The organism is Acinetobacter sp. CY79 (assembly GCF_059515845.1).
In genome coordinates this window covers 1-15,044 of the sequence record NZ_JCAKMY010000029.1, presented here as the reverse complement: position 1 = coordinate 15,044, position 15,044 = coordinate 1, and the positions used below count along the sequence as shown (strand labels likewise).

General features: G+C 39.4%; 15 protein-coding genes. 7 read left to right on the top strand and 8 right to left on the bottom strand.

Annotated features, from left to right (window positions below):
• Nucleotides 1-42: 42 nt before the first annotated feature.
• The 4 genes from AC5YCE_RS12205 to AC5YCE_RS12190 all read right to left on the bottom strand — a co-directional run bounded on the left by AC5YCE_RS12205 (nt 43) and on the right by AC5YCE_RS12190 (nt 6,241).
• Nucleotides 43-1,110 carry a cell division protein ZipA C-terminal FtsZ-binding domain-containing protein gene (locus AC5YCE_RS12205; RefSeq protein WP_496172225.1) on the bottom strand — a complete coding sequence of 356 codons (1,068 nt, stop codon included), beginning with the start codon at nt 1,108-1,110 and terminating at the stop codon, nt 43-45.
• 1 nt (nt 1,111) lies between these two features.
• Nucleotides 1,112-4,576, bottom strand: coding sequence for a chromosome segregation protein SMC (smc, locus tag AC5YCE_RS12200; RefSeq protein ID WP_496172224.1), 3,465 nt, complete (start codon nt 4,574-4,576; stop codon nt 1,112-1,114).
• A 10-nt stretch (nt 4,577-4,586) separates the two neighbouring features.
• Nucleotides 4,587-5,282: a GntR family transcriptional regulator gene (locus AC5YCE_RS12195; protein ID WP_496172223.1), complete on the bottom strand. Its 696-nt coding sequence runs from the start codon at nt 5,280-5,282 to the stop codon at nt 4,587-4,589.
• Between the two features lie 158 nt (nt 5,283-5,440).
• The gene (locus tag AC5YCE_RS12190; protein WP_496172222.1) at nt 5,441-6,241 is read right to left on the bottom strand and encodes a sulfite exporter TauE/SafE family protein; all 801 of its coding nucleotides are present in this window, start codon (nt 6,239-6,241) and stop codon (nt 5,441-5,443) included.
• Nucleotides 6,242-6,268: 27 nt separating this feature from the next.
• Here AC5YCE_RS12190 and AC5YCE_RS12185 point away from each other — a divergent pair, with 27 nt between their 5' ends.
• The 3 genes from AC5YCE_RS12185 to AC5YCE_RS12175 all read left to right on the top strand — a co-directional run bounded on the left by AC5YCE_RS12185 (nt 6,269) and on the right by AC5YCE_RS12175 (nt 8,696).
• Nucleotides 6,269-7,021: a biotin--[acetyl-CoA-carboxylase] ligase gene (locus AC5YCE_RS12185; protein ID WP_496172221.1), complete on the top strand. Its 753-nt coding sequence runs from the start codon at nt 6,269-6,271 to the stop codon at nt 7,019-7,021.
• Between the two features lie 36 nt (nt 7,022-7,057).
• On the top strand, nt 7,058-7,786 hold the full coding sequence (locus AC5YCE_RS12180) for a type III pantothenate kinase (protein WP_496124426.1): 729 nt from the start codon (nt 7,058-7,060) through the stop codon (nt 7,784-7,786).
• 211 nt (nt 7,787-7,997) lie between these two features.
• Nucleotides 7,998-8,696 (top strand): toxin-antitoxin system YwqK family antitoxin, encoded by a 699-nt coding sequence (locus AC5YCE_RS12175; protein WP_496172220.1) that lies wholly within the window; start codon nt 7,998-8,000, stop codon nt 8,694-8,696.
• A gap of 125 nt (nt 8,697-8,821) precedes the next feature.
• On the opposite strand, the gene AC5YCE_RS12170 is transcribed toward AC5YCE_RS12175, so the two are convergent.
• Both AC5YCE_RS12170 and ffh read right to left on the bottom strand, forming a co-directional pair.
• Nucleotides 8,822-9,385: an RBBP9/YdeN family alpha/beta hydrolase gene (locus AC5YCE_RS12170; RefSeq protein ID WP_496172219.1), complete on the bottom strand. Its 564-nt coding sequence runs from the start codon at nt 9,383-9,385 to the stop codon at nt 8,822-8,824.
• 107 nt (nt 9,386-9,492) lie between these two features.
• Nucleotides 9,493-10,899, bottom strand: a complete 1,407-nt coding sequence (gene ffh / locus AC5YCE_RS12165; protein WP_496124423.1) for a signal recognition particle protein — start codon at nt 10,897-10,899, stop codon at nt 9,493-9,495.
• Nucleotides 10,900-11,042: 143 nt separating this feature from the next.
• Here ffh and AC5YCE_RS12160 point away from each other — a divergent pair, with 143 nt between their 5' ends.
• Nucleotides 11,043-11,855: a cytochrome C assembly family protein gene (locus tag AC5YCE_RS12160; RefSeq protein ID WP_496172218.1), complete on the top strand. Its 813-nt coding sequence runs from the start codon at nt 11,043-11,045 to the stop codon at nt 11,853-11,855.
• Between the two features lie 99 nt (nt 11,856-11,954).
• Nucleotides 11,955-12,884 (top strand): tRNA dihydrouridine synthase, encoded by a 930-nt coding sequence (locus AC5YCE_RS12155; RefSeq protein ID WP_496172217.1) that lies wholly within the window; start codon nt 11,955-11,957, stop codon nt 12,882-12,884.
• A gap of 179 nt (nt 12,885-13,063) precedes the next feature.
• Here the strand turns inward: AC5YCE_RS12155 and AC5YCE_RS12150 are convergent, their stop codons facing one another.
• Complete coding sequence (locus AC5YCE_RS12150; RefSeq protein ID WP_496172216.1) at nt 13,064-13,555, bottom strand: hypothetical protein; 492 nt, start codon at nt 13,553-13,555, stop codon at nt 13,064-13,066.
• 2 nt (nt 13,556-13,557) lie between these two features.
• Nucleotides 13,558-13,965 (bottom strand): hypothetical protein, encoded by a 408-nt coding sequence (locus AC5YCE_RS12145; protein WP_496172215.1) that lies wholly within the window; start codon nt 13,963-13,965, stop codon nt 13,558-13,560.
• A gap of 12 nt (nt 13,966-13,977) precedes the next feature.
• On the opposite strand from AC5YCE_RS12145, the gene AC5YCE_RS12140 reads away from it, so the two are divergent.
• Both AC5YCE_RS12140 and AC5YCE_RS12135 read left to right on the top strand, forming a co-directional pair.
• On the top strand, nt 13,978-14,352 hold the full coding sequence (locus AC5YCE_RS12140; protein ID WP_496172214.1) for an IS630 transposase-related protein: 375 nt from the start codon (nt 13,978-13,980) through the stop codon (nt 14,350-14,352).
• Nucleotides 14,349-14,810 carry an IS630 family transposase gene (locus tag AC5YCE_RS12135; protein ID WP_496172243.1) on the top strand — a complete coding sequence of 154 codons (462 nt, stop codon included), beginning with the start codon at nt 14,349-14,351 and terminating at the stop codon, nt 14,808-14,810. Before AC5YCE_RS12140 ends, AC5YCE_RS12135 begins: the two co-directional genes overlap by 4 nt.
• Nucleotides 14,811-15,044: the final 234 nt, after the last annotated feature.

Genomic DNA, 15,044 nt, shown 5'->3' with positions numbered 1-15,044 from the left:
TCAGCATTGCCGATTTTTTTCAAATCCGATTTAAATACTCAATCAAACGTCTTGTCCAGAACGATAGTCGATGGCTTTATGACGCCAATGCTCTTTGAGCTGTGGCGTAAATTCAAGATTATTTTCATCATAAACCGTACCGTCCGTTTCACGCGCAATTAAGCCTGCAATACTGACCATACTGTCGTAACCCTTTTGAACATTTTGATGTGGTAAAGCCAAGAAGAAAGCTAAACCTTTGACTTGTTCAACAGACAAGGCTTCAAGATCAAAGCCCGCAGGACCTTCTTCAGTGATACGCAGTACAGAGAACATCAAAGGACTCACCTTCTCAGGATCTTCATATCGGTGGAAACAATTCATTTCACCAAAACGTAGACCATATTTCAGCAAAACTTTCAGTGTTTTATCACCAGACAAGGCTTTACGTGGATTTGGATATACATTCAAACTGATAATGTGCTCAGCTCTTGCCAACTCACTTTCATCATCAAAGCGTTGTTGTTCATGCAAGTGCACATCTAAAATACTGCTTTCATCTTCATAATCCTTAATTTCAGCAGTTTGAATATTTGGATTTAAAGAAAATTCAGGCTCTTTTAGAATTTTAGTCGTATCAGCTTCACTTGGTTCAGGTGGATGTTGAGCTTCGGCACTCAGCTCTACTTTTTGATCTGTCTTTGTTTGGACTGACGTTGTCTGAACTTGCGAAGCTTGATCCACTTGAGCTTTTTCAGAATTAACTTTCTGCTCGCTGCTAACTTCTGTATTCGTACGAGATGAATCGTGTGGAATCGCTATTTCAGCGCCTTGCTCAGCCGTTGGTTCCACCATTCGCTGATCATTCGCTTGCTTGTTATTCAAGAGTTCGTATTTTTCAGTGCTTTGAATACTCGGCTCAATGCGTGCTACTGTTTGGGCTTCAACAGTTTCAGTCTGTAGTTGATCTCGTACATGGCGAGGAATAATCGGGATGTTACTGTCTTCGTTAATATGCAATTCAGCTTCCAATGATGGTGGCGCTTCATTTGGTGAACGCAACATCATTCTCAAACCCACAACACAAATGATGATTGCAACCACAATTCCAATAATTGTACTGATTTCCATATTATGACTCCGCAACTAAACCGTATTCTTTCGCATCTTCCAAATTCACAGTGACGAGCTTCGATGTACCTGGTTCAGGCATCGTCACACCTAATAAATCTGTTGCCATCGTCATCGCAACTTTATTATGGGTAATGTAAATGAATTGCACCTGATCAGAAAGCTCTTTTACCAAATTACAGAATCTTCCTACATTTGCATCATCCAATGGTGCATCCACTTCATCAAGCACACAGAATGGTGCAGGGTTCAATCTAAAGATCGCAAAAACCAAAGCCAAAGCCGTTAACGCTTTTTCACCACCCGATAAAAGTGCCAACGAACTATTCCGTTTACCTGGTGGGCGTGCCATGAGTTTTACCCCTGACTGCCAATCACCTTCAAGACTTAAACTTGCTTCACCGCCATTAAAGACTTTTGGAAAGAGTTCTGCGAGTTCTTTATTGACCTGATCAAAAGTGGTCATAAACAGCTTTTTAGTTTCTTGATCAATGCTTTTCATTGCATCTTTCAACTGCTCAACGGTCTTTTCTAAATCTTCAATTTGATGACTTAACTCTTCAAATCTTTTAGAGACTTCTTCATATTCTTCTGATGCGGCTAAATTCACCGCACCAATTTTCTCGAAGCTGTGTTGAGATTTTTCCAATTTCATCTGATGTCCATTCAGATCAATATTTAGATTTTCAAGCACATCACTATTCAGTTCTTTCAATTGTTCAGAATAATGCTGTAAGTCAGATTTTGCGACTTGCCATGCCAGTCTTTTTTCTTCTAACTGCGTTCTAAATGTCTCGTCACTTTGTTGATGTTGATGACGCAACTCAGTCAAGTTTTGCTGTTTAGACTGAACATTATTCAGTTCAACTTGCCATTCAGCCCATGTTTTTTGCAATTTTTCAGTGATTTGAAGTTGTTCATGAAATTGACTTTGCAAGCTTGGCAATTCTAACTGAATCGGGTCGACAAACTTTTTCGCTTGTTCAATTTGACTCAAAATTTGTTGATATTGTGATTTTAAAAATGAAACATCTTTTTCCAACAATTCAATCTGCTGTTGATTTTGAACCGCTAAACGGCGAGATGCTTCCAGATCTTGTTGCTTCAGCTGAATCTGCTGTTGTAACTCTTCGACTTGATCGGTCAATGCTTCCAACTGGAATTGTTGCGTTTTATAGGCAGGAAGATTTTGTTCAAGCTTGAGATTAAGTGCATGCAAATCGATTTCAAGATCATCTTTTTGCATCGCATCTTCTTCAAGTTGTGCATCCAACTGAGCCAATTGCGATTGTAATTGTTGCTTTTGCACATCAAATGCCTGAACTGCGGTTTGCTGTTTGGCAATTAACACATCTAATTTTTGAGCTTCGATTTGCTGATTTTTTAAATTGCTTTGCAAAGCTTGTAGTTCAGTTTGTAATTCCGACGCTTGCGCAGTGAGTTGAGGTAGAGCCGTTTCAGCTTGGATCAGTTGTGGTTCAAGTTGAGCCAAAGCTTGATCAATTTCATCCAAACGTATGCGATGACTCAGCGCGCCTTGTGTGGATTGACTGGCTTCATCAAAGAATAAACCGATGACCCAATCTATACCAACATGATAGCCGTCCAGACTCAGAATTGACTGACCTACGTTCAGCTTTGATTGATGTGCTAAAGCTGACTGTAAATCCTTACAAATGGCCACCTGACTCCACAGACTATGAGCAGGAGAATCAATCCAATCGGCTAGACAACTCAAATCACCGAGTTGAATTTTTTCACCATGACTTAAATCGATCTGTTGAGCTTTGATCTGACGGGCAATATTTTCTTTAAATGCGCCATCTTGATCTAACACTTGTGCGGAGAGCCACTTTGCCAAAAATTTTTCAATCAAATTGGCATGCGGTTTAGCAGTATCCTTTAATTTCAATACTTGCATCAACTGCGTGACATTTTGATCACTTTGTTTTGAGACTTTGACCACCAACTGATTTAAGTTTTTTTGTTCAGATAACAACACGTGTATTTCAGACTTTAAAGCTGAAATTTGAGATTTTTGCGTTTGGATCTGAGCCTGAATGGCTTCGAGTTTGTTCTTTTGCTCAGCAATCATCTGTTCAGAGTGTTCAGTTTGAATCTGATATTTGGCTTTATCGAGGTTCAATTGCTCCAAGTCTTGATCTTGATACTGCTGTTGAATCTGAATGGACTGAGACTTCAAGGTTTCTTTTTGCTGTTCTATTCGCACGATATTTTTAGCCAATTGTTCACTCTGCGCCAACATCTGTGCTTGTTGTTGTTGCTGTTTTTCGACCTGCGCTTTGATTTGAGTAAAACTTTGCTGTGCTTGAGCATGTTGTGCTTTCAAATCGTTAAATTGTTGCTGGGACTGCTGTCCATCACTTTCACTGCATTGCAAATGTTCAGTCTGCATCTCTTGTTGGCTATATAAGCTCTCAAGCTGCAAATCAATTAACTGTATCCGCTCTTTGCTGTGTATTTTCTGCTGTTCAAGTTGTGCCAAAGTTTCAGTATTTTGTTGGAACAAACTTTGTTTCTGTTCCAAATTCATTTTCAACTCAGCCAGTTTTTTCTCAGCGTGTTGCCATTCATTTTGTAAGGGTGTCGATTGTTGAATCAGGCGTTGAAATAATTCACTGGTCGAAGCTAAATCATGCTCGACCGTGGTCAGCTCGGAACGCACCAATTTGAATTGCTCACCCAAGTCAGTCATTTGCGTACTGTATTCTTGTTGAATGCGCTGACTTTGTTGGCATTGAAAAGACAAAATTTCGATTTTTAAAGTACGAATTTCAGTTTCTAAAGCTTTGTATTGAATCGCTGTTTCAGCTTGGCGCTTTAAGGTTTTTAACTGCGATTTAAGTTCGGAAGCTATATCCTCCAAACGACTTAAATTTTGCGTGGTATGGTCTAAATGTTGCATCGTCTCACGACGGCGTGCTTGGTATCGAGAAACCCCAGCGGCTTCTTCGATGTACACTCGCATCTCATCAGGTTTAGCATCGACCAAACGGTTGATCATGCCCTGTTCAATAATCGCGTATGAACGAGGTCCTAAACCTGTCCCTAAAAATATATCGGTAATATCACGTCGTCGACATTTGGTGCCATTGAGGAAATATTCTGATTTTCCATCTCGGTTGACTTGGCGACGCACAGCAAGCTCAGTATAGGCATTATAAGCCCCCCCTAACTTGCCATAGGTATTTTCAAAGCGTAATTCGACACTTGCCATACCCACGGGTTTACGCTTTGCCGTGCCTGTGAAAATCACATCTTGCATGCTTCCACCGCGCAACTGGCGCGCGCTAGACTCCCCCATGACCCAACGGATCGCATCAATGACATTGGATTTACCACATCCATTTGGCCCCACAACCGCAGTACGATTGTTTTTAAATTGTAATGTGCTACTGTCGGCAAAAGATTTAAAGCCTGATAGTTTTAAGCTGCTTAAACGCATAGTGTCCTGATTATCTGCGCGATCTCCGCGCCCAAGCTAATTCGATTTGTTTCATCCGTGTTAATGACTCTAACACTAGGTTGCGCAAGTGTCGGCAAAAATCGTCCATAAATAAAGTGGCTTGTTGTGATTTTCGGATCAAAATTGCATCAATCACTAACTTAATCAGTTCTAAAGCATCTTGAAGTTCGCGTCTAGAGGTATTCAACGTTAAAAAATAACTACGGCGCAAAGAGGGTAACAATTCTTTAAAAAATTTCATGAGATAAGGATTGGCGACCATATCATCTTGCTGGGCTAAAAACTCAAACACCCCATCATAAAATTTCTCCGTATTACTGTGTTTAACCTGCTCCATCAAATGGATCAATAACTGTTGTATTGCTTCTGCTTCATGGGTACGCCAGGTCTCACTCATCCGTTGTACAATTTGTCCCAAGATCAATGCACACGTATCAAATAACGCCCGCACTTGTTGTGCAGACATCTCCGATACAATCGCACCACGCCGTGGGTAAATCTCAATCAAATGCGTTCTTTCCAACAAAAGTAGGGCTTCACGTACTGAACCACGACTGACATCAAGCTCTTTTGCGATACGGAGTTCTTGTATTCGCTCACCTTCGACCAATTCGCCACTAATAATTTGTTCACTAATATGTTTGGCAATTTGCTCTGAAAGGCTATCTTTCTCTTCCAATTGCATAAAATTCCTATTTATTTTTATATTTAGCTCAACTTAGCAGAGCTCACATTTCGTTTTTATATGAACAGGCTATGATTTGGCTATGTCTTTGTCTGACAATTTTAAGAATTTAAAGTCAATTGGATTGCCTTTTAGAGCATTTCAAAATACAGCTATGCTTATAAAAGCCCTTGATATATAAAATAAATTCCCACGGTACTGAGCAGTAAAGCAAAACATTTCTTCAGCATTGCAGCAGATAACGCATGTGCAACTTTTGCACCGAGTTTAGCCGTGATAAAACTCATTACACTAATCCCAATGAAAGCATAAATATGTACATAACCAATTGCATTTTCGATATTGCCCTGTGCTTTTGCACCAAAGAACATAAAACCGAGTGCACCTGCAACAGCAATGGGTAAGCCGCAAGCGGCGGATGTTGCGACGGCTTTTTGCATCACCACACCATTTTTATTCAAATAAGGTACGGTTAAGCTTCCTCCACCAATCCCAAAGATCGCTGATGCAATCCCGATTCCACCACCAGCAAGCGTTTGTGCAAGGGGTGATGGCAATTGCTTAGATTCATCAACCACTGCTTTTGATGTACTGAACATGCGATAAGCGACCCAAAGTGCAAATACACCAATCACCAATTGAAGATTGCCACCCGACATCATGCCTGCAATTGCAGCGCCAACAAATGACCCTAAAACCAGTCCAGGTGCTAAGTTTTTAAAGCCCCCCCACAATACGGCACCCTTTTTGTGATGCGCCATGACTGAGCTGATTGAAGTCACCATAATCGTGGCTAAAGAGGTACCCAATGCCATGTGCATAATCACATTCGGGTCATAGCCCATTTGGCTAAACACCACAAATAAAATCGGTACAATGATCAAGCCACCGCCCACCCCAAATAATCCTGCGGTGAATCCAGCAATTGCGCCAATGGCTAAATATATGATTAACTCCATCAATCTTTTACTCTTCTCAGATTCAACATGGATTTAGAGACTCGTCATCTTCGACAACTTCTCAGTAACGCTCAGCAACTTCCTGAGGTGCTTTTACTTAAACAAACCACCACATCGACCAATGACGAAGTACGTGCATTGGCGAAACAAGATGTACAGGGTATTTTAGTTTGTAGCGAACAGCAAACACAGGGACGAGGTCAACATCAAAGAAAGTGGGTATCGCCGATTGGTAATATTTATTTAAGTACACTCCTTGAAACACGTCTCCCCTTAGATGGACGTCTCGCACTCGAAATTGGTTTAAATATTCTTCAAATTCCTGCATTAAAAAAACTGAATAACTTACAAATTAAATGGCCGAATGACTTATTCAGCGACCAAGGCAAATGGGGTGGAATTTTGGTTGAACCGATCAATACGCATCAAGCCATTGTCGGTGTCGGCATTAACCTACTACCCGTCTCTCAAGAAGGGATAGATCAGCAAGCGACTTCATTATTTCAATTGGGTTTAGACCATCCCAATCGGATTCAGATCATTGCTGAACTGTATCTCGCTATTCAACAAGCAGGTCAATGGTTTGATCATGGTAGTTACAACCTCTCAGGTCGATTTAATCATTATGCTGCGTTTATGGATCAGCGCGTTGAGTTTGAACAGATCCATGAAACCATTTCTGGCACATTTAAAGGCATCTCTGATGATGGTCAAATTCATATCTTGACCGAGCAAGGACTGCAAGGTTTTTATCAGGGTCGCTTACGCGCAAAAAATTAAAATCAAAAGCATGCTTAAAGTATTTTGGAAAAGATCATGAAACAACTGTGGCTAGATATCGGAAATACACGACTTAAATATTGGATCACCGAGAACGATCATATCATTGAACATGCGGCTGAATTACATCTCCAATCCCCTGCCGACTTGATGCTGGGATTGATTCAGCATTTTAAAAATCAAAATCTGAGTAAGGTCGGCATTTCATCGGTGCAAGATAAAAAGAACAATGAAAGGATTATCAAAATCTTAAAAATGCTCGATATTCCTGTCAGTTTTGCCAAAGTACATGCTGAATATGCGGGCTTAAAATGTGGTTATGATGATATTGGACAGTTGGGAATCGATCGGTGGTTACAAGTCTTGGCTGTAGCAAATGCAGATCAAAATTTATGTGTCGTGAGCTGTGGTACGGCACTGACTATCGACTTAACTGAAGGGTTACAGCACTTGGGCGGATATATCTTACCCAACTTGCATCTACAGCGTAATTCACTGATTCAAAACACCAAAGGCATCAAGATTCCCGATATCGCGTTCAATGAACTCTGCCCAGGTCGCAATACCATTGATGCAGTACACCATGGTATTTTTTTAGGACTCCTCAGCACCATTCAAAATGTAATGAAGCAGTCCCCTCGACAACTTATATTAACTGGTGGCGATGCGCCACTTTTTGCTCGGTATTTACAAGAATATCAACCCATGATTGAACATGATCTTCTGCTCAAAGGGCTTCAGCTTTATCTATCCAAACAAGATTAATTCTTGGATCGAAAATTCTTTTCAATCAGAAATGAATGTTGATTTTTTGTGATTTTTAAACAGGATTCAACATTCAGCTTAGACAATTCACTTATACTGAAATCAAGTGCAACATCATAACGTTATAAAAAGCTATCGTTTGCACACTGACACTTCAAATCATCAATAATTTTAATGATTGATAACAACAGAACTTAACCGGATTACGACAATGAAATTAACGCATTTACTCTGCGGCACGATGCTTGGACTCACGGCAATTTTGACTGGTTGTACCAGCATGCAGTCTCAATCCAACCATATTCCTCAGAATATTCAACAACAACTCAATACTAAACAACCAATCATCTCATATTTTAGTAAAACTCCGAATGAGCAAGATTGCGGTTGCGCATCAACAGTTGATCAAACTTACTCACTTAAGCCCATTGAAGACGGTTATTACCGCACCTTACTGGGTCGTGATCAGGAAGGTCGTTTCTTAGTCCAAGATTTTTTCCAAAAAACACAAAAGCCTCAGTCTTCTCCAATTTGGATTCAAGACCCAATGGGACTTTTCAGCTTTGAAAACAAATACGTCAGTGGTCCAGTCACGCTTTATTTTGAAAATGGCAATGTCTCATTCCAAGGGACGTTGGAGCAAGGTGAAGAGATTGGGACATCACAAACCTACTATAAAAATGGCAAACTTGGTCTCGAAAGTGAAATCCTAGACGGCGAAACAGTGAAGCAGAAACTGTGGTACTCAACAGGGAATAAAGCAGCTGATTTTAGCATTTCAGATGATGCATCAATCCAAGTGACTGATAACAAAGTCTGGAACAAAGAAGGTCAATTGGTTGAAGATGAAGCTCAAAAAAGCGAAATCGTAGAATCTATTTATAATGAGTTAAATGCAGATCGCGAATAAAACGTTGTGATATCTGAATTCTTCACCCTTCGATTGAATACGTTAAAAAGCCACCTTTTAAGGTGGCTTTTTATTTTTCAGAAGTGCCTTCAAAATACAATTTAATTGAAGATTCTTTGACTCCATTAAGCAGTTAAGATGCTCTGAATCAGTTCCCATAATTGAGGAAATTCTCGATAATGGTCTGCTTTCAGAAAATGTCCCGCACCCTTAATTTCCATCATTTGCGCATTAATACGCTGACCTAAACAGATCGTTAAAGTTGCAGGTACATACACGTCATTATTTGAAAAAATCACATAGCGTTGTTGAATATTCAAACGAATAATGCTGTCATTTAAATGTATTTGATCAATAAATTGATTGAGCTCTGGCAAAGATTTGAGCTTCTCTTGAAAACCCGACACCCCAATAAAAGCTTTTATTTTCTGCTGTTGAAGTGCTGAAGACAAATAATCCAGGGCTGTGATACAAGCTAGACTATGTGCAATTACAATCGTATCTTGATCCAAAGCCTGAAGCTGATGACTTAAATCCTGCTTCCACTTTGTATAATCAGGATGCGTCGAATCAGTTAAGTTCAGCACATGACAATCAACCCGAATAGTTTCAAGTTGTTGCTTTAACCACGGAAACCAATGACTTTGAGGAGAAGCTTGAAAACCATGAATAATAAATACTTTTTTCATTATTTTTAGTTCTAATAAAGAATTTAATTTTTAAAACTAAATAATAGCGAATTCTCAAGCATGAAAAAAGGTGCTTAGCGCACCTTTTCTTTGTCACAATGGTCAGATTATTTCTTCGGCGTTTCGCCAAAAAGTGGACCCATGTTACTGCCACCACCGAACTTTTTCTGCATACCCGTCAATGATTTCATCATTTTTGCCATCCCCGATGGATTAGCAAACTTCTTCATCATTTTCGCCATTTGTGCATGTTGTTTAATTAGTTTATTCACTTCAACAACATCCATGCCACAACCCGCGGCAATACGTTTCTTACGGCTTGGATTCATCAAGTCTGGATTACGGCGTTCTTTAATGGTCATCGATTGAATAATCGCTTCCATTTTTTTCACTTGCTTTTCAGGGTTCGCCTGCGCAATCGCATCTTGAATACCTGAATTACTCATGCCAGGCAACTTGTCTAAGAAGCCCATCATACCGCCCATTTTGTTCATTTGCTCAAATTGCATCAGCATGTCTTCAAAGTTGAAGCTGCCGCCTTTTTGCAATTTCTTCGCCATTTTTTCGGCTTTTTCTTTGTCGACTTTACGTTCAAGCTCTTCGACTAAAGAAAGTACATCACCCATCCCCAAGATACGTTGTGCAACACGCTCAGGATGGAAAGGCTCGAGGGCATCAAGTTTTTCACCCATACCTAAGAATTTGATTGGCTTGCCTGTAATCGCACGAACAGAAAGTGCAGCACCACCGCGGGCATCACCATCAGTCTTGGTAAGGATCACACCTGTTAACGGCAAGGCATCATTAAAGGCTTTTGCAGTATTGGCCGCATCTTGACCGGTCATCGCATCGACAACGAACAACGTTTCAGTCGGCTTAATTGCTGCATGAAGCTCTTTGATTTCGTCCATCATATCGCCATCGATATGTAAACGACCTGCTGTATCGACAATCAAGACATCCGCAAATTGAATCTTGGCTTGTTCAATCGCACGATTGGCAATCACGATTGGATTTTCATTGGCATTTGATTCAAAGAATATCGCACCAACTTCAGCGGCAACCGTTTGTAGCTGTTTGATTGCTGCTGGACGGTAAACGTCGGCAGACACCATGGCTACTTTTTTCTTTTGACGTTCTTGTAAGAAGCGTGCAAGTTTAGCTGCAGTCGTCGTTTTACCCGCACCTTGTAAACCTGCAAGTAAAATCACCACTGGTGGTTTAGCCGCTAAATCAAGGGTTTCATTCGCATCACCCATCATCTTCGTTAATTCGTCATGGACGATTTTAACGAAAGCTTGACCAGGTGAAAGTTGGGTCATGACTTCTTGACCCAATGCCTCTTCCTTAACTTTCGCGATAAACTCACGAGTCACAGGTAAGGCAACATCCGCCTCAAGTAAGGCCATACGAACTTCACGTAACGTATCTTTAATATTGTCTTCGGTCAGTTGCCCTGAGCCAGTAACATTTCTTAAACTCTGCGTGAGTCGTTCTGTTAAGGTATCAAACATTGCAAAATCCGCTTAAAATGGTTGTTGCAAAAAAATCTTTCTTAAAATAGAAAATTTATGCATAAGATGCTATAGGATACTGTAGTTCGCATGGAATTTATATCGCATAACATGAATATTCTGCATCCAGAAAAAGGTTTGACATGATTAGCCTCCCTTTGGTTTACACAATTTTAGCATTAATTGCTTATACCACATCTTTTTGGTATTTGTTTTTACACTTAATGTCAAAGCGTGCTCCAAATCACTGGTTTATTGGCATCATTTCAGCTTTGGGTCTTATTCTGCATGCCACAGTGTTATATCACGATATGACCACGCCTATGGGCATAAATTATGACGTTTTTAGTCTAATGTCATTTACCTCTGCCCTCATGCTCTTACTCAGCTTGCTTTATAGTTCCTACCGCCCGGTTATCGCACTAAATCTCATTGGGATTCCTGTTGCAGCTCTTGGACTCATCTTAGGGTTTACCCTGAGTCAACCCAAAGAATTTACAATTGCACAAAATACCTTAGCCTTAGACATTCATGTGATTTTGTCCTTATCTGCCTATGCGGTCCTACTCATGGCAACCATTCACGCTGTATTGCTTTGGCTACAAAACCGTGAACTTAAGAATAAGCAAAAGAATCGTGTTTGGGTCAGTTTACTGCCTTCTTATCAAGCGATGGAAAGTTTACTGTTTGATATGCTGATCACGGGATTTGGTTTACTTTCTGTGGCATTACTCTTCGGTTTCTTCACCATTGATGATTTCTTTGCACAGCATTTAGCGCATAAGACCGCATTTAGTATTGTCTCTTGGATTGTATATGGTGCTCTACTTTTTGGACACTATCGCTTTGGATGGCGTGGTCAAAAAGCGATTCGTTTTACCATCGTTGGATTTGTACTATTGGCTGTCGGATTTATCGGATCTAAGTTTGTTTTAGAAATGATCTTAGGTCGCTAAATCTGCTGTTCAAATCCTGATTAACTCACAATGATAAAAGTAGACAACCGATCATAAAATGCGTATAACCCTGTTTTTTGATTCAACAGGCGGATTGCTTTGAAACTCATCCTTGCACCGATGGAAGGCTTAACTGATCCAATTATGCGTGATGTACTGACATCCGTGGGCAGTTTTGACTGGTGTGTGACTGAGTTTATTCGAGTAACCAACTCTGTTCTGCCTGATCATGTCTATCATTCATATTGCCCTGAACTATTAAATGGTGGCAAAACTGCTGCAGGTACGCCAGTACATGTACAGTTTCTTGGTAATGACCCTGAAATGCTTGCGGCCAATGCAATCAAAGCTGTGCAACTCGGTGCGCCTGCGATTGATATGAACTTTGGTTGTCCTGCGAAAACTGTCAATCGTCATCGTGGTGGTTCTGTACTCTTAGACGAACCTGAAGTCGTACATGAACTGGTTAAAGCGGTTCGTGATGCTGTACCTGCACATATCCCTGTTTCAGCAAAAATGCGCTTGGGCTATATGGATCGCAATTTCACTTTGGAAAATGCCCACGCGATTGAAGATGCAGGCGCTTCTTGGCTGACCGTCCATGCTCGGACCAAAGCTGAAGGATACACGCCTCCTGCTTTTTGGGATCAGTTGAAACCGATTCGTGAAGCTTTAAATATTAATGTGATCGCCAATGGTGAAATTTGGAACAACACCGATGCCAAGCAATGCCAAATTGAATCAGGATGTGAAGATTTAATGATTGGTCGGGCTGCGGTCACTACACCTGATGTTACTCAATGCATCCGCCGAAATACCGATGAGGCTTTGATCACTTGGGATGAATTGGTCGCACTGCAAGTGCGTTTTTTGAGTGGTCCTTATAAAAAAGAAGTGAATATGGTCGGACGTTATAAACAATGGATTGGGATGATGTCGAAGCACTACCCTGAAGCGAAAGAGCTTTGGGGTGAAGTGAAACGAATTAAGCAACTTGAAGATATCTTAAAATTATTAAAACCAATTTAAAATTAAATTTACCTACATAATGCCTTTTAAACTCAATGAGATTAAATCTTCTAGCCACACGTATTCACTCGCAATCAAATTCTCTTATAATACTAAACAATAATATTGTCACCTTTACAATTACTCAAAAAGTAGAGTTTCAGTCATAATCGAAAATTGAACAATAAATCTAGATAAAACTACAGCTTGGTAAAATCAATAACATCATTTGAATTTTGATTACACGCAACTAATTTACTACCACTTTTATAAAGAGAAATTTGCCAATCATCAATGCTGTCATAGCTTAAAGGAATACCTGAAGGCGTTTTTTCACCCCATTTTAAAGGATAGAAAATAATAAGCGAAAACCTTTCACCATTACATAAATTCACATAATTTTTATGGTTAGTTTCAACTATACGCCACCCCCCCTCTTCTAATTTTATATAAATGCCTTTAATATCATTTGTATTTAAGTCAACTTTATTAATATTAATTAAACCATACTGCTCTCCATAATTATGATTTGCACGAGCATTCGTGTCCTGATATTCATATGTATAACCATGAAAATAAGTATCCATAAAATTTTTAAATAGATCTGGAATAATTTCTGATTTCTCAGTTTCTCTATTCACACATCCTGAGAAACATATAACAAAAATTGAGAATATTAAAATAAGTTTCATGACTAATACTTGATAGGAGTTTTAATTAAAGGAATAGTGATCGAAGCTCCTGCATCTATATCAAGCTTCTCTGTACTATAACCTACTTCAATTGCTTTTGGGGTTTTCAAATTAAGAAAATCTTTATCAAGAGGAGACGTTACACCGAGCCTTATGTTTCGAATGGTAGCTGATATTGACCCAGCTCCTCCTGTTAAAAAATTATCGGTTTTTTCTGCAACATTCAAACCTTTATCATTATAGATAAATCCTAAACTACACTGACCACCTATAATCTGAGACATTTTTTTAATATCAGTATCTGTATTCTTTACTCCTTTATAAATTTTATCTTTAAGAATTTGTTTATAGATGTGAGTAGGATCGTATAGCTGCAATCTTATTTTAGGATACAATGATAAAAAATTCATTTGATCAAGATTATGCCTAAAATATATTCAGTGGATTTACGTGAAAAAGTCATGCAGTTTTATGAAGAAAACAATCACAAATCATATACATGTAAAACTTTTAAAATATCTAGGACTACTTTGGATGATTGGATTCTTCTTCAAAACACCACTGGAGAATTGAAACAGCCTAAAATCAATGCAGGCCGACCCACTAAAATCAAGGATATGGATGCTTTCAAACACTTTGTTGAAACGACTGAATTTTCTCAAGTGAAAGATCTTATTCCTTTATTTGAACAAAAATTTGGTTATCCAATCATTTACTCAACCCTATTAAAAGCCATTCATAGGCTTGGTTGGACACGTAAAAAAAGAGTTTCCTCTATAAACAATCCGATAAAATAACAAGGGCGGTATTTAAGTGGTTTCTTCCGCAATGGAAAGAAGAGTTTGGGGAGGATAAGATGATCTATATTGATGAATCTGGAATAAACACAACAGATACAGCGCAATATGGTTGGTCTAGACTAGGCAGTCGTTGCGCTGCTTTAAAATTAGGTGGTCATGGAAAAAGATTAAGTATCATCAGTGCCGTGAGGTCTAATTCAGCGTATCAGTTCCTTTACCCTTTGGTTTTTCAAGGTACATGCGATCGAGCGATGTTCACGGGATGGCTGAGATATCTACTTGAAAACTTGACTAAAAATAATCAGGATAAGACCAAAAGGCATCTGCTGATTCTAGATAATGCTTCGATTCATAAGAACGGGGAAATCAAAAAACTAGCCGCAGACTTTAACTGTAGAATCATGTACTTGCCTGCTTACAGTCCAGACTTAAATCCAATTGAAAAAGCATGGTGAGTGCTCAAATCCAAAGTTAAAAATATAGCTTTCCGTCTAGACAAAACAATAGAAGAAGCACTCGATTTAGGCTTGAAAGAAATGTAGCTTAAAATTTAAATCCAGCTATACTCCAACCAACACAGAAAAATACTCCGATCACATGAGCCTTGAAACACTAAAGGTTGAATAAATTTGAATGGTGCATTTGATCTGACGGCACTGATCATGCTGAGTCTGGTGCCATGTCCACCT

Bases quoted from the DNA above. Each gene is read 5' to 3' on its own strand.
- AC5YCE_RS12205 (WP_496172225.1), bottom strand. From the start codon at position 1,110: ATGGAAATCAGTACAATTATTGGAATTGTGGTTGCAATCATCATTTGT.
- smc (WP_496172224.1), bottom strand. From the start codon at position 4,576: ATGCGTTTAAGCAGCTTAAAACTATCAGGCTTTAAATCTTTTGCCGAC.
- AC5YCE_RS12195 (WP_496172223.1), bottom strand. From the start codon at position 5,282: ATGCAATTGGAAGAGAAAGATAGCCTTTCAGAGCAAATTGCCAAACAT.
- AC5YCE_RS12190 (WP_496172222.1), bottom strand. From the start codon at position 6,241: ATGGAGTTAATCATATATTTAGCCATTGGCGCAATTGCTGGATTCACC.
- AC5YCE_RS12185 (WP_496172221.1), top strand. From the start codon at position 6,269: ATGGATTTAGAGACTCGTCATCTTCGACAACTTCTCAGTAACGCTCAG.
- AC5YCE_RS12180 (WP_496124426.1), top strand. From the start codon at position 7,058: ATGAAACAACTGTGGCTAGATATCGGAAATACACGACTTAAATATTGG.
- AC5YCE_RS12175 (WP_496172220.1), top strand. From the start codon at position 7,998: ATGAAATTAACGCATTTACTCTGCGGCACGATGCTTGGACTCACGGCA.
- AC5YCE_RS12170 (WP_496172219.1), bottom strand. From the start codon at position 9,385: ATGAAAAAAGTATTTATTATTCATGGTTTTCAAGCTTCTCCTCAAAGT.
- ffh (WP_496124423.1), bottom strand. From the start codon at position 10,899: ATGTTTGATACCTTAACAGAACGACTCACGCAGAGTTTAAGAAATGTT.
- AC5YCE_RS12160 (WP_496172218.1), top strand. From the start codon at position 11,043: ATGATTAGCCTCCCTTTGGTTTACACAATTTTAGCATTAATTGCTTAT.
- AC5YCE_RS12150 (WP_496172216.1), bottom strand. From the start codon at position 13,555: ATGAAACTTATTTTAATATTCTCAATTTTTGTTATATGTTTCTCAGGA.
- AC5YCE_RS12145 (WP_496172215.1), bottom strand. From the start codon at position 13,965: ATGAATTTTTTATCATTGTATCCTAAAATAAGATTGCAGCTATACGAT.
- AC5YCE_RS12140 (WP_496172214.1), top strand. From the start codon at position 13,978: ATGCCTAAAATATATTCAGTGGATTTACGTGAAAAAGTCATGCAGTTT.